This is a genomic window from Klenkia sesuvii, from assembly GCF_037083825.1.
Classification (GTDB): Bacteria; Actinomycetota; Actinomycetes; order Mycobacteriales; family Geodermatophilaceae; genus Klenkia; species Klenkia sesuvii.
In genome coordinates this window covers 68,300-81,714 of record NZ_JBAPLU010000012.1, presented here as the reverse complement: position 1 = coordinate 81,714, position 13,415 = coordinate 68,300, and the positions used below count along the sequence as shown (strand labels likewise).

The window sequence follows — 13,415 nt, the reverse complement described above, 5'->3', positions numbered from 1 at the left end:
ACGAACCTGTAGAGCGACCAGGAGTTCCCGGTGCGGGGCCTCGATCCGGTCACGATCGATGGGCCCGCTGGGCGCCGTACCCTCGCTGGTGCCATGACGAGCACTGAGAAGCGCACCTACCGCGTGCGCACGTACGGCTGCCAGATGAACGTCCACGACTCCGAGCGGCTGGCCGGCCTGCTAGAGGACGCCGGGTACACCGCGGCGCCCGAGGGCGACTCCGCCGCCGACGTCGTGGTGCTCAACACGTGCGCGGTGCGCGAGAACGCCGACAACAAGCTCTACGGCAACCTCGGGCACCTACGCCCGGTCAAGGACGCCCGCCCAGGCATGCAGATCGCCGTCGGCGGCTGCCTGGCCCAGAAGGACCGGGCCTCCATCGTCGACCGGGCACCGTGGGTCGACGTCGTCTTCGGCACCCACAACGTCGGGTCGCTCCCGGCGCTGCTCGAGCGTGCCCGGCACAACGACGAGGCGCAGGTCGAGATCAAGGAGGCCCTCGAGGTCTTCCCGAGCTCCCTGCCGGCCAAGCGCGACAGCGCCTACGCGGGCTGGGTGTCGATCAGCGTGGGGTGCAACAACACCTGCACGTTCTGCATCGTCCCGGCGCTGCGCGGCAAGGAGGCCGACCGGCGCCCCGGCGACGTCCTGGCCGAGGTGCAGGCCCTGGTCGACCAGGGCGTGCTCGAGGTGACGCTGCTGGGGCAGAACGTCAACGCCTACGGCTCCGACCTCGGCCACCGGGGGGCGTTCGCCGACCTGCTGCGGGCCACCGGTGCCGTCGAGGGCCTCGAGCGGGTCCGGTTCACCAGCCCCCACCCGCGCGACTTCACCGACGACGTCGTCGCCGCGATGGCCGAGACCCCCGCGGTCTGCCACCAGCTGCACATGCCGCTGCAGAGCGGCTCGGACGACGTCCTGCGGCGGATGCGCCGCTCCTACCGGCGGGACCGGTACCTGGGCATCATCGAGCGGGTCCGCGCGGCCATGCCCGACGCGGCGATCACCACCGACGTCATCGTCGGCTTCCCGGGCGAGACCGAGCAGGACTTCGCGGACACCCTGGACGTCGTGCGGCAGGCCCGGTTCGCCAGCGCCTTCACCTTCCAGTACTCCAAGCGGCCGGGAACCCCCGCCGCCGAGATGGACGGCCAGCTGCCCAAGGAGGTCGTGCAAGAGCGCTACCTGCGGCTGACCGCTCTGCAGGAGGAGATCAGCTGGGCGGAGAACCGCGCCCTGGTCGGTACCGACGTCGAGCTGCTGGTCGCCGCGGGGGAGGGCAGCAAGGACGCCGACCGCGGGCGCATGTCCGGCCGCGCCCGTGACGGCCGGCTCGTGCACTTCGCCTCGGTCCCGGGCGTCCGCCCCGGCGACGTGGTCGAGACGGTGGTGACCGAGGCCAAGCCGCACTTCCTCATCGCCGACGCCGGCCTGCGGTCGCACCGCCGCACCCGCGCCGGTGACGCCGCCGAGAGCGGGGTGCGACCCACCACACCCGGGGTCAGCCTCGGCATGCCCGGCGTCGGCCGGCCGGCGCCGCTCCCGGTCGCCCCGGCCTGCGGCTGATGAGCTGGGACGTCTGACGCTCTAGCACAGCGGGCGGCTGCGTCTCCACAGGCGGGCGCGTCGTCCACAGATGTCGCTTCGCCGTTCCGGCGGTCACCGGCCGCGGCGAGGCTGCCGGCATGCCCGCTCCCCGCCGTCGTCCCGCCCCGCGCCGTGCCTCCCGTGCCTCCCGTGCCGCCGTCCCGCCCGCACCCCGCCCGCGCCGCCGCGAACCGGAGTCGGTGCTGCGCGGCCGGGCCGAGGAGTTCGCCGCCGCCCTGCCCGAGCTGCTCGGCTTCCCACCGGTCGAGTCGCTGGTGCTGCTCTTCCTGGGCGGCGACGGCCGTCCCGACCGCCGGATGAGCCTGACCCTCCGGCTCGACCTGCCCCCCGCCGAGCACGACCGGGAGGTGGCCCACCAGGTCGTGGCCCGGGCCGCGGCGCTGCGCCCGGCCGGGGCGCTGCTGTTCGTGGTGACGGAGGACCCCGACGTGCAGGTCGACGTCGTGGCACCCGACCCCTGGCGGGACACCCCGCCGCGCGTCGACTCCGCCGAGCGGCCCACCGTCCCCGACCTGCCCCGGCGGCCCCTGGTGCACGCGGTCATCGAGGAGCTGTCGGCGCACGGCACGCAGACGGTCGACGCGGTGCTCGTCCGCGACGGCCGGTGGTGGAGCTACCCCGACGTCGCACCGGCCACCGGCGCCGGTGCCGGCACCGCCCTGGACCCGGCCGCCTCCCGCCTCACCGGCATCGCGGCGCTGCTCGGTGAGGTCGTCGACCCCGACCGGGACGCCGTGGTCGCCCGCGCGTGGCCGACCCGGCCCACCTCTGCAGAGCTGACCCTGCTCTGCCGGCGCGCCGACGCCCAGCTCGACGTGCGGATCGCCCGGGGCGCAACGCTCGACGAGCTCACCGACGAGGGGTGGGCCGTGGTCAGCGAGGCCGTCGGCGCCCACATCCCGGGGGCCCGGACGCCCATGACCGACGCGGACCTGGCCAGGGTCGGGGTCGCGCTGACCCTGGTGACCGTGCGGGACCGGGCGCTGTCCCTCTGCGCCGGTGACGACGACGACCTGCTCGCCGCCGCCGAGGCGCTGTGGACCGAGCTCAACGACCGGCTCCCCGAGGAGCTGGCGCCGGTGCCGGCGATGCTGCTGGGGCTGTCGGCGTGGCTGCGGGGTGCCGGCGTGCTCGCCGTCGCCGCCCTCGAGCGGTCACGGCACTGCGGCCACGACGCGATGGCGGAGCTGCTCCTGCAGGCGGTGGCGGCCAACACCGAACCGGCGGTCCTCCGGGCGCTGCTCGCCGACCCGGAGGACCCGCCGGTCGTACAGGTCAGCGGCGGGAGCCGGCCTTCTCCGCCGCGGCCAGGAACTCCTGCCGGCTGGCCAGGTTGGCCTCGGCCTCGCTGATCCGCTTGGGGTCGCCGGCTGCCTTGGCCTTGGCCAGCTGGTCGGCGGCCTTCTCGGCCGCGGCGCGCAGCGAGGTCAGCATGGGGTTCTCCGCGACCGCCCGCGGCCGGCCGGCGTCGGCGGCGCCGCGCACCTTCTCCTCGACGGCCTGCATGCGGTCCTCCAACGAACGCATGACCTCGCGGGGCACGTGGCCCACCGCGTCGTAGCGCTCCTGGATCTTGCGCAGGGCGTTCTGCGCGCCGCGCAGGTCGCGGGTCGGGTCGATCTTCTCCGCCTCGGCGAGCAGGGCCTCCTTCTTCTCCTGGTTGGCCTTCTGCTCGGAGTTGCGGACCTTGTCCGACTCCGACCGGGCGTTGAAGAAGACGTCCTGGGCGGCGCGGAACTTCTTCCAGAGGTCGTCGTCGGTGTCCCGGCCGGTGCGCGGCACGGCCTTCCACCGGTCCATCAGACCGCGCATCGCCGCCGACGTGGGCCCCCACTCGGTGGAGGTGGACAGCTCCTCGGCCTCGGCGATGAGGGCGCTCTTGGCCGCCCGGGACTCCGACCGCTGCACGTCGAGGGCGGCGAAGTGCGAGCCGCGCCGGCGACCGAAGGCGTCGCGGGCCGCGGCGAACCGGGTCCACAGCGCCTCGTCGGTCTTGCGGTCGATGCCCTTGATCGTCTTCCACTCCTCGACGATGGCCTTGAGCCGGTCGCCGGCCGCCTTCCACTGCGTGGAGTCCGCGGCGATGGTCTCGGCCTCGGCGACGAGGGCCTCCTTGCGGGCGATCTGCTCCCCGCGCACCTTGGCCTTCTCGGCCCGGGCCACGGCCGCGGCGGCCTCGGAGGCGTCGATGATCGTGCCCAGCCGCGACGCCAGCGCCGGCAGGTCACCGACGACGTCGGCGGTCGGCACCTGCTCGGCCAGGGCCTGCGCCTTGGCCCGGATCTCGGCGGGGTTGCCGGTGTGCGCCCGCAGGCGGGCCTCCAGCAGGCCGACCTCGGTGGCCAGGTCGTCGTAGCGCCGGCCGTAGTGCGCCAACCCCTCGGCGGGCTCACCGGCCTGCCAGGAGCCCACCGCGCGCTCGCCGCCGTCGGCGGTGCGGACGTACACGGTGCCCTCGTCGTCGACGCGGCCCCACTGGGTGGGGTCCGAGGAGGGGGCGACCGGTGCGGGGGTGGGCGGGAGGCCGGGGACGGCGTCGTCACCGGAGGCGGTGGTCGAGGCGGTCGTCGAGGTGGTCGTCGAGGTGGCGGCGGTCGGCACGTACTCGGCGGTGACGGGGGTGTCCGCGGCGTCGGTCACGGCGGTCTCGGCGGGCACCTGCTCGGCCGCACCGCCCTCGTCGGACGCGCCGACCGCGTCGGTGGTCTCCGCGGTCTCGGACACGTCGAGCACGTCGCCGGCGGCGGGCACGTCGGCCGAGGCCACGACCTCGGCGGTGTCGGGCACCTCCACCGGTTCCTCCGCCGAGTCCTCCGCCGAGTCCTCCGCCGGCGTCCCCACCGGTGCCGCCTCCTCGGCGGGCGCGTCCGTGGTGGGGTCGGCCAGGGCGGCGTCCGCGGGTTCGGCGGTGGCCGGGGTACCGGCGTCGGGGGTGACGGCGTCCGACCCGGCGGCCGGGGTGGCCTCCTCCGGCTGCGGGGTCACGTCTGCGGTGTTCTCCGTGCTCGACACGCAGGCAGTCTCCCACGGTGCGATCGGCGACACTCGCCCCGTGAGCCCCGAGCCGTCCACCACCTCCGTCGCGGTCGCCTTCTGCCCGCACCCGCCGCTGCTGCTCCCCGGTGTCGAGGGGGCGCCGGGGGTGGAGACCGACCGGCTGCGGGTGGCGTGCGGCGAGGCGGTGCACACCCTGCTGGGGCTGCGTCCCGACGTCGTCCTGGTCGTGGGGGAGGGCCCGCCCGGGGTGCGCTACGGCACCGGGGACGCCGCCGACCTGGCGTCGTGGGGCGGCGCGCGTGGACCGTTGCCCTTCGCCGGCGGGGTGCGGCCGGGCGGGCGCCCCCTCCCGCTGGCCCACGCCGTCGGCGCGCACCTGCTCGACGCCGCCGGCCACGCGGGCACCCGCCTCGGCGTCGCCCCGGACGACCTGGCCGACGCGTTGGCCGAGCTGCCCGGTCCGGTCGGCATCCTGGCGATGGGGGACGGTTCGCCCCGGCGCACCGTGAAGGCTCCCGGCGCCCTGGACCCGGCCGCGGCCGGGTTCGACGCCGTCGTCGCCTCGACCCTGGCCGCGGCGGAGCCGGCCGGGCTGGCCGCGCTCGACGTCGTCGAGGGTGACCGGTTGCTGGCCGCCGGCGTGCGCACCTGGGCAGCCGTCGGCCGGGCGCTGGCCGGACGGTCGGCCACCGGCCGCCTGCTGTTCGACGAGGCCCCGTTCGGCGTGGGCTACCTGGTCGCGGACTGGCTGCTGGCCGAGGTGCCCGACGGCGTCCCCGGGTGGCTGCAGCCGTGACGGCACCGCCGGTCGTCGCGGTCGTGGGCCCCACCGCGACGGGGAAGACGGCGCTCGCGGTGGAGCTGGCGACCCGGCTGGGCGGGGAGGTGGTCAACGCCGACTCCATGCAGCTCTACCGCGGCATGGACATCGGCACCGCCAAGCCCACGGATGTCGAGCGCGGCGGGGTGCCCCACCACCTCATGGACCTGTGGCACGTCCGGGAACCGGCCAGCGTCGCCGACTACCGGCTGCGGGCCCGGGCGGAGATCGACCGGCTCAGGGCGGCGGGCGTCGTCCCCCTGCTGGTCGGGGGGTCGGGGTTGTACGTGCGGGCGGTGCTCGACGAGCTGGAGTTCCCCGGCACCGACCCGGGCCTGCGGGCGCGGTTGGCCGCCGAGCTCGACGAGGTCGGCCCCGCGCGGCTGCACGAGCGGCTCGCCGGTGTCGACCCGGCCGCGGCGCAGGCCATCCTGCCCAGCAACGGACGACGCATCGTGCGTGCCCTGGAGGTGGTCGAGCTGACCGGCCGGCCCTTCGCGGCCTCGCTGCCCGAGCCCCGACCGCACTACCCGGCCGTCGTCCTGGGCGTCGACCGCGAGCCCGCCGAGCTCGACGAACGCGTGGCCCTGCGCGTCGAGCGCATGTGGGCGGCCGGTTTCGTCGCCGAGGTGGCCGCGCTGGCCGCCGACGGGCTGCGCGAGGGGCCGACGGCGTCGCGGGCGCTGGGCTACGCCCAGGTGCTCCGGCAGCTCGACGGCGTCCTGGACCCGGTGGCGGCCCGGGAGGAGACGGTGCGCACCACCCGCCGGTTCGTCCGCCGGCAGCGGTCGTGGTTCCGCCGGGACGCGGCGGTGACCTGGTTCGACGCCGCCGACCGCGACCTGGTCGGGCGCGCGCTCTCTACGATCGGGGCGTGATCGACGCGAGCGGGCCCCGGGTGCTCAAGGGGCACGGGACCGAGAACGACTTCGTGGTGCTGCCCGACCCCGACGGCACCGTGTGGCCCGAGAGCCGGCTCGACCCCGCCCTCGTCCGCCGGCTCTGCGACCGCCGGGAGGGTCTGGGCGCCGACGGCGTGCTCCGGGTCGTGCCCAGCGCCTGCGTGCCCGACGCCGCCGAGGTGCTGGGCGACGCCCTGGACGAGTGCGCGTGGTTCATGGACCACCGCAACGCCGACGGCTCCCACGCCGAGATGTGCGGCAACGGCATCCGGCTGTACCTGCACGTGCTGCTCGCCGAGGGGTTGCTGGACGCCCAGACCGCCCGCGCCGGGGTGCTCGTGGGCACCCGGGGCGGACCGCGCCGCGTGGGCCTGACCACCCAGGACCCTGCGATGCCCGGCTACTGGGTGGACATGGGCCCGGCGCGCCCGCTGGGCCGTGGGGAGGCTCGGCTGGGCGGGGTGTCCTACCCCGGCACCGGGGTCTCGATGGGCAACCCGCACCTGGTCTGCCTGACCGACGCCGTGCTGGAGGGCCTGGACCTGACCACCGCCCCGGCGGTCGACCCGGTGCTGTTCCCCGACGGCGTCAACGTCGAGCTGGTCAACGTGCTCTCCGCCGAGGAGGGGCCGGCGGGGACCACGGCGCACGTGCGGCTGCGGGTGTCCGAGCGCGGGGTGGGGGAGACCCGGTCCTGCGGCACCGGGGCCTGCGCCGCCGCCTGGGCCGCCCTCGACGCCGGGGGCCGGTCGGCGGGCGCCGTGACCGTCGACGTCCCCGGTGGCCGGCTGTCGGTCGAGGTGTCCCCGCAGACCACCGTGCTCACCGGGCCGGCGGTGGTGGTCAGCTCGGGGACGCTGACCCCCTCGTGGCTGGGCTGGTCCCGGGGCTGACCTCAGGGCCCGTGGTCGCGTCGAGCTCGTCGGGCAGGTCCCGCATCCCGGTCAACGGGCTGAGCACGACGGGCAGCGCGGCCAGGAGCTGACCGGCGGCGGCCACCCACAGGGCCGGCACGACCCCGGTCGCCGTCCCCAGGACCCCGCCGAGCAACCCGCCCACCGGCATGGTGCCGAACACGACGAACCGCACCGAGGCGTTCATGCGGCCGAGCAGCCGTGGTGGGCACAGTCGCTGCCGGAAGCTCACCTGCAGCACGTTGTAGACCACCGCCGCCCAGCTGACCCCGATGCCGCCGGCCACCAGCAGCACTACCCGGGCGGCCCCGTCGACGGCCGCGGCGAGCGGCGTCAGGGCGGCGGCGAGGCCGAAGACCACCGCCGAGAGCGGGATGGCCCGGCCCTCGCCGACCAGCCGGGCCACCCGGGACGCGGTGAACGCCCCGACCAGCCCACCGGCGGCCCCCGCGGAGAGCACCAGCCCCAGGGTGGACTCCGACAGGCCCAGCGTGCGCAGCACGTAGAGGGCGAGCAGGGTGTCGGTGATCGCGCCGAACAGGTTGCCGGTGCCCGTGCAGGCCACGATCCGGCGCAGCAGGCGGTGCCGGGCGACGAAGCCCAGCCCCTCGGCGATCTCTGTCCGCAGGCGCCGGCGGGAGGACCGGTCGGGGACGACGTCGGTCTGCCGGATCCGGCTGACGAAGAACGCCGACAGCAGGTAGCCGACGGCGGTCACCACGACGAGCACCGGGGCGGCGAGCACGCGCAGCAGCACCCCGGTGAGGCCTGGACCGGCGACCTGGGCCACCGCGCGGCTGATCTCCAGCTTGCCGTTGCCGTCGGTGAGCTGGCTGCGGTCGACGATGGTGGGTAGGTAGCTCTGGTAGGCCACGTCGAAGAACACCGTGGCCGTGCCGACGACGGCGGCGACGGCTCAGAGCTGCCCGAGGGTGAGGGCGTCCAGCAGGTAGGCGACCGGGATGGTGGCCAGCGCCGCCGCCCGCACGGTGTCGGCCCGCACCAGGACGCGCTGTCGCCGCCAGCGGTCCACCCAGGCCCCCGCCGGCAGGGCCACGAGCAGGAAGGCGGCGGTCTCCAGTGCCGTCAGGACACCCATCTCCAGCGGCGTCGCGGCCAGCACGGCGACCGCGACGACGGGCAGGGCGACCCCCACGACCTGGGTGCCGACGTGGCTGGCGGTCTCGGCCACCCACAGCTGCCGGAAGTCGTGGTGCCGCCAGAGGCTGGTCATGGCGGGCAGCCTGGACCCGGTGCTCGGGAGGGGCAATTCCTTTGGTCCCCGGGCGTGCCGCGCGCCGGGCGCGGCGCGGCGCGGCGCGGACGGGGAACGGTGGTCGGTCCACCTCGGGTCCACCCGCAGGAATGAGCGGGGGCCCTGTGCCGGTTGTGCAGGGAGGAATCAAGGTGCTCCCCACCGCGGGGGCGTGTCACGCTGGGAGACGATGACCACAGCACAGAACCGGGCCGTTCTCGAGGACGCCGCCGCACGCGCCGCCAAGGCCGCCGTGCCCACCGCCGTCCCGACCGATCCCCGCCCCGCGCCGCGCGGGCAGTGGGACGCCCCGGACGACACCACCGGCAGCTACGCCCTCGAGGAGCGCGGCGCGCTCCGGCGGGTGGCCGGGTTGTCGACCGAACTGGACGACGTCACCGAGGTCGAGTACCGCCAGCTGCGCCTGGAGCGCGTCGTGCTGGTCGGAGTCTGGACCGAGGGGACGGCGGCCGACGCCGACCGTTCGCTGGCCGAGCTCGCCGCCCTGGCCGAGACCGCCGGGTCGCAGGTGCTCGAGGCGGTGAGCCAGCGCCGCGACAAGCCCGACGCGGGCACCTACGTGGGCTCGGGCAAGGCCGCCGAGATCCGCGAGGTCGTGGCCGCGACCGGCGCGGACACTGTCATCTGCGACGGCGAGCTCACCCCCGGCCAGCTCAACCAGCTGGAGAAGATCCTCAAGGTCAAGGTGGTCGACCGCACCGCCCTGATCCTGGACATCTTCGCCCAGCACGCCTCGTCCCGGGAGGGCAAGGCGCAGGTCGAGCTCGCCCAGATGCAGTACATGCTGCCGCGGCTGCGCGGCTGGGGTGAGTCGCTGTCCCGGCAGGCCGGTGGCCGCGTCGCCGGCGGTGGGGGCATCGGCACCCGCGGCCCGGGTGAGACCAAGATCGAGACCGACCGTCGGCGGATCCGCGCCCGGGTGAGCAAACTGCGCCGCGAGATCGCCGGGATGGCCACCGCCCGGGCCACCCAGCGGTCGGGGCGGGACCGCAACAAGGTGCCCTCGGTCGCCATCGCCGGTTACACCAACGCCGGCAAGTCCAGCCTGCTGAACCGGCTCACCGACGCCGGCGTGCTGGTGCAGGACGCGCTGTTCGCCACCCTGGACCCCACGGTGCGTCGGGCGCAGACCCCCGACGGCCGGGACTACACGCTCACCGACACCGTCGGCTTCGTCCGCCACCTGCCCCACCAGCTGGTCGACGCGTTCCGGTCGACCCTGGAGGAGGTGGCGGCCGCCGACCTGCTGGTGCACGTCGTCGACGGCTCCGACCCCGACCCGCTCGGCCAGATCGACGCCGTGCACGTGGTGCTGTCGGAGATCGACGCGGCCGCGGTGCCCGAGCTGGTCGTGGTGAACAAGGTCGACGCGATGGCGCCCGACGACGTCCTGGCGCTCCGCCAGGCGCTGCCGGGGGCCCAGTGGGTCTCGGCGGCCACCGGTGAGGGCGTGGCCGAGCTGCGGGAGGTCATCGCCGGGCGCCTGCCGCACCCCGACGTCGACGTCGACGTGCTCGTGCCCTTCGACCGGGGCGACCTGGTCTCCCGGGTGCACGCCGACGGCGAGGTGCTCAGCGAGGAGTTCTGCGCCGAGGGCACCCGGCTGCACGCCCGGGTGGACGGCGCCCTGGCCGCCGCGCTCGGTGAGTTCGGCGCCGCCCGGTCCTGAGGTGCGGTCCCCGCCGTCCCACCGGACCCGGCGCTCAGCGAGGTCACGGGGAGGTCACGGCCGGGCGGTACCGTGACGGCGTGAGCACCCCGAGGGCCGAGGCGCCCGCTCGGCGCGCACCCGCGGTCATCGGTCCCGGCCGGCCGGCGTGGTGGGCCGTCGGCCTCGGCGTGCTGGTCACGGTGCTGGTCACCGTCGACCTGCTCGGCCGGGGCGCGCTGGAGCGGATGGACCTGCGCGTGTCGGAGGTGGTCAGCGACTGGGGCCTGCGCGACTCCGCCGCCTACTGGCCGGTCTGGGTGCTCACCCAGGCCGGCGGTCGGGTCACCATCCTCGTGGTGCTGGCCGGGTTGGTGGGGTGGATCGCGGTGCGCCGGCGGAGCCTGCTGCCCCTGGTGCGGGTGCTGGTGGCCCTCGTGTTGCTGACCGCGGTCGTCTACGGGTTCAAGTACGGCACGGGCCGCACCGCGCCCGCCTACCCGGGGTCCTTCTTCCACCGCGACGGCGCGTCCTACCCCTCCGGGCACGTGGCCAACGCCGTGCTGATGTGGGGTGTGGCGCGCTGGCAGGCGGTCGACTTCGCGTTGCCGGCGGCGGCGCAGCGCGCGTTCTGGCTGCTCGCCGTGGTCGGCCCGGGTGTGACGGGTGTGGCCATGGTGGCGCTGAACTTCCACTGGGTCACCGATGCACTCGTGGGAGCTGCCGTGGGCATGGTCCTGCTGGGCGTGGTGCATGCACTCGACGCAACCGTGCTGTCACGCTTCGTACGTGCTCCTCGACGGCGAACCGCTGCCTGAGGCCACGGCCCGGCGGTCGTGGCCCCGGTCGGTGCTGACCGCGGCCGCGCTCAGCGCCGCCGTCCTGGCCGGGCCGTTCCTGCCGGGTTCGTTCCTCGCCGCCGGGTCCCCGGGACCCGAGGTGCAGACGGCGGCCGCCGAGGAGACGGTCCTGTTCGGCGACCCCACCGACGTCTGCTCGGTGACCGACGCCCGGTTGCCGGAGATGTCGGGTCTGGCGGTCGCCGGGTCGACCACCCTCGCGATGAACGACGGCGGGGACTCGGTGGTGGTGCACGAGCTCGACGGCGCGTGCGCGGTGGTGGGCGAGCGGACCGCCGCGGTCGACCCCTACGACCCCGAGGACCTCGCGCTGGGAGCCGACGGCACGGTGTGGGTGGCCGACACGGGGGACAACCGTCTGGGCCGGACCACCGTGGCCCTCATCGCCCTGCGCCCCGACGGCAGCTCGCCGGTGTACCGCCTGACCTACCCGGACGGCCCGCACGACGCGGAGGCACTGCTGCTGGCCCCGGACGGCACGCCCTACCTGGTGACCAAGGAGGTGCTCGGCGCCAGCGCCGTCTACCGCCCCGCCCAGGCGCTGGACGCCGAGGCGGCCGTGCCGATGGAGAAGGTGGCCGACCTGTCCTTCACCCTGACCGGCACCCCCGGCGGGCCGGTCGGTCGGGCGGGGCAGCTCATGGTCACCGGTGGCGCCGTCAGCCCCGACGGCGCCCTGCTGGCGCTGCGGACCTACACCGACGCGTACGTGTGGTCGATGGCCGGGTCCGACGTCGTCGGCGCGCTGGCCGCACCGCCGGTGCGGGTGGCTCTGCCCGAGGCCCCCCAGGGCGAGGCGATCGCGTTCGCCGCCGACGGGCGCAGCCTGCTGGTGACCGGCGAGGGTCTCCCGGCCGCACTGACCCTGCTGCCGGCCGTGGGGGCGTTGTCCCCGGCCGCGGCGACGGCAGGGACCGACCCGGCCGTCGCCGGCACGGCGACCGACCCGGCCCGGCCCCGCCTGTCGCCGTGGACCGCCGGGGCGATCGCCGTGGTCGCCGCGGCCGTGCTGGTCGCCGGCGTGGGCCGACTCCGCCGGCGCTGACGGAGGCCGACCCGGCGCCGGGTCAGACCCGGCGCAGGACCGTGACGACGCGGCCGAGCACCGTGGCGTCGTCACCGGGGATGGGCTCGAAGGCAGGGTTGTGCGGCAGCAACCACACGTGCCCGTCCCGCCTCTTGTAGGTCTTGACGGTGGCCTCGCCGTCGATCATGGCCGCGACGATCTCGCCGTTCTCCGCGGTCGCCTGCTGGCGGACGACGACCCAGTCGCCGTCGCAGATCGCGGCGTCGACCATGGACTCACCGGTCACCTTGAGCATGAACAGCGTGCCCTCGCCCACCAGCTCCCGCGGGAGCGGGAAGACCTCCTCGACCGCCTGCTCGGCGAGCACGGGCCCACCAGCGGCGATGCGGCCCACGAGCGGCACGTAGGTCGGTGCGGGGACGCGGGGGTCGTCGACGCCCGAACCCGCCCCGGTGGCCGCCAGGCCCGCGCCGGAGGGGTCGGCCTCGGGGTGGTCGCCGGGCAGCCGGACGTCGAGCGCGCGGGGCCGGTTGGGGTCGCGGCGCAACCAGCCCTTCTTCTGCAGCACCGACAGCTGGTGGGCGACCGAGGAGGCCGAGGACAGCCCGACGGCCTCGCCGATCTCGCGCACGCTCGGCGGGTAGCCGCGACGCTCCACCGAGTCGCGGATGACCTCCAGCACGCGTCGCTGGCGCTGCGTGAGGCCGTCGCCGGCCTCCCCGCGCTCGGGGAACTCGCGCACCGAGCCGCGGTCGGCCTCGGCCGTGCCGGACGTCGAGGACGTGCCCGCCCTCGACCGCGCGGTGCGCTTGCCGGTGCTCGTCCCGCCGGGGGTGTCTCCCGAGCTGGCCACGTGTCCTCCTCGTCGGTCGCGGTGGCGCGACCGTGCTGTGCGGTCGACCGGCTGCGGTCCGGGGACCGGTGGGCCGACCAGGTCGATCGAGCGGTGGATCGATCAGGGGTTGATCAGTACGCACCGTAACGCCTCGCGGCCGCCAGTTCAAACACGTGTTCGAAGTTCCACCCGTGTCATCTCGATTTTGTCGGAGGGGTGCGGTAGACATCGGACAGACGTTCGATCGAACAGCCGTTCGAGCGTGCCGGGCCCCGCGTGGGGGTCCGGACGAGCGACAGGAGTGACCCACCATGGCCGGTACCGCGCCCCACCTGCACACCGTCCCTGCCCCTACCCCTGCCCCTGCCCCTGCCCCTGCCCCCGCTCCTGCCCCGGCGCCCGCCGCCGTCCGGCGCCGGGGCAACCACCCCGCCGGTCGCGCGCTGGTGGCGGCGTCGACGGTCCCGGCGGGTGGGGCAACCAAGCTCCCGCTGCGTCCGGGGTCGGCTGACGTCGTCGGACTGCGAC

11 protein-coding genes and 1 pseudogene are annotated in these 13,415 nt (G+C 75.6%); 8 read left to right on the top strand and 4 right to left on the bottom strand.

Features of this window, described 5'->3' with window-relative positions; genetic code table 11:
- Positions 1-93: 93 nt before the first annotated feature.
- Positions 94-1,566, top strand: a complete 1,473-nt coding sequence (gene miaB / locus TEK04_RS13115) for a tRNA (N6-isopentenyl adenosine(37)-C2)-methylthiotransferase MiaB (RefSeq protein ID WP_336404793.1) — start codon at positions 94-96, stop codon at positions 1,564-1,566.
- 119 nt (positions 1,567-1,685) lie between these two features.
- Positions 1,686-2,960, top strand: a complete 1,275-nt coding sequence (locus TEK04_RS13110; RefSeq protein ID WP_336404792.1) for a DUF4192 domain-containing protein — start codon at positions 1,686-1,688, stop codon at positions 2,958-2,960.
- Here TEK04_RS13110 and TEK04_RS13105 read toward each other — a convergent pair.
- Positions 2,884-4,620, bottom strand: coding sequence for a DUF349 domain-containing protein (locus tag TEK04_RS13105; RefSeq protein ID WP_336404791.1), 1,737 nt, complete (start codon positions 4,618-4,620; stop codon positions 2,884-2,886). The genes TEK04_RS13110 and TEK04_RS13105 overlap by 77 nt on opposite strands.
- A gap of 40 nt (positions 4,621-4,660) precedes the next feature.
- Between TEK04_RS13105 and TEK04_RS13100 the strand changes: the two genes are divergently transcribed.
- The 3 genes from TEK04_RS13100 to dapF are packed head-to-tail and all read left to right on the top strand — an operon-like array spanning position 4,661 to position 7,220.
- Positions 4,661-5,401: a class III extradiol ring-cleavage dioxygenase family protein gene (locus TEK04_RS13100; RefSeq protein ID WP_336404790.1), complete on the top strand. Its 741-nt coding sequence runs from the start codon at positions 4,661-4,663 to the stop codon at positions 5,399-5,401.
- Positions 5,398-6,303: a tRNA (adenosine(37)-N6)-dimethylallyltransferase MiaA gene (gene miaA / locus TEK04_RS13095; protein ID WP_336404789.1), complete on the top strand. Its 906-nt coding sequence runs from the start codon at positions 5,398-5,400 to the stop codon at positions 6,301-6,303. The genes TEK04_RS13100 and miaA overlap by 4 nt, the downstream gene beginning before the upstream one ends.
- Positions 6,300-7,220, top strand: coding sequence for a diaminopimelate epimerase (dapF, locus tag TEK04_RS13090; protein ID WP_336404788.1), 921 nt, complete (start codon positions 6,300-6,302; stop codon positions 7,218-7,220). Before miaA ends, dapF begins: the two co-directional genes overlap by 4 nt.
- Here dapF and TEK04_RS13085 read toward each other — a convergent pair.
- Positions 7,171-8,142, bottom strand: a pseudogene (locus TEK04_RS13085) (MFS transporter); the annotation flags it as partial. The gene dapF and the pseudogene TEK04_RS13085 sit on opposite strands and share 50 nt — an antisense overlap.
- A gap of 15 nt (positions 8,143-8,157) precedes the next feature.
- Positions 8,158-8,475 (bottom strand): MFS transporter, encoded by a 318-nt coding sequence (locus tag TEK04_RS13080; RefSeq protein ID WP_336404787.1) that lies wholly within the window; start codon positions 8,473-8,475, stop codon positions 8,158-8,160.
- Between the two features lie 211 nt (positions 8,476-8,686).
- Here TEK04_RS13080 and hflX point away from each other — a divergent pair, with 211 nt between their 5' ends.
- The 3 genes from hflX to TEK04_RS13065 all read left to right on the top strand — a co-directional run bounded on the left by hflX (position 8,687) and on the right by TEK04_RS13065 (position 12,070).
- On the top strand, positions 8,687-10,186 hold the full coding sequence (hflX, locus tag TEK04_RS13075) for a GTPase HflX (protein WP_336404786.1): 1,500 nt from the start codon (positions 8,687-8,689) through the stop codon (positions 10,184-10,186).
- 80 nt (positions 10,187-10,266) lie between these two features.
- A complete protein-coding gene (locus TEK04_RS13070) occupies positions 10,267-10,983 on the top strand; it encodes a phosphatase PAP2 family protein (protein ID WP_336404785.1) in 717 nt (238 codons plus the stop codon).
- Complete coding sequence (locus TEK04_RS13065; protein WP_336404784.1) at positions 10,955-12,070, top strand: hypothetical protein; 1,116 nt, start codon at positions 10,955-10,957, stop codon at positions 12,068-12,070. Before TEK04_RS13070 ends, TEK04_RS13065 begins: the two co-directional genes overlap by 29 nt.
- A 22-nt stretch (positions 12,071-12,092) precedes the next feature.
- On the opposite strand, the gene lexA is transcribed toward TEK04_RS13065, so the two are convergent.
- A complete protein-coding gene (gene lexA, locus TEK04_RS13060; protein ID WP_349257749.1) occupies positions 12,093-12,905 on the bottom strand; it encodes a transcriptional repressor LexA in 813 nt (270 codons plus the stop codon).
- Positions 12,906-13,415: the final 510 nt, after the last annotated feature.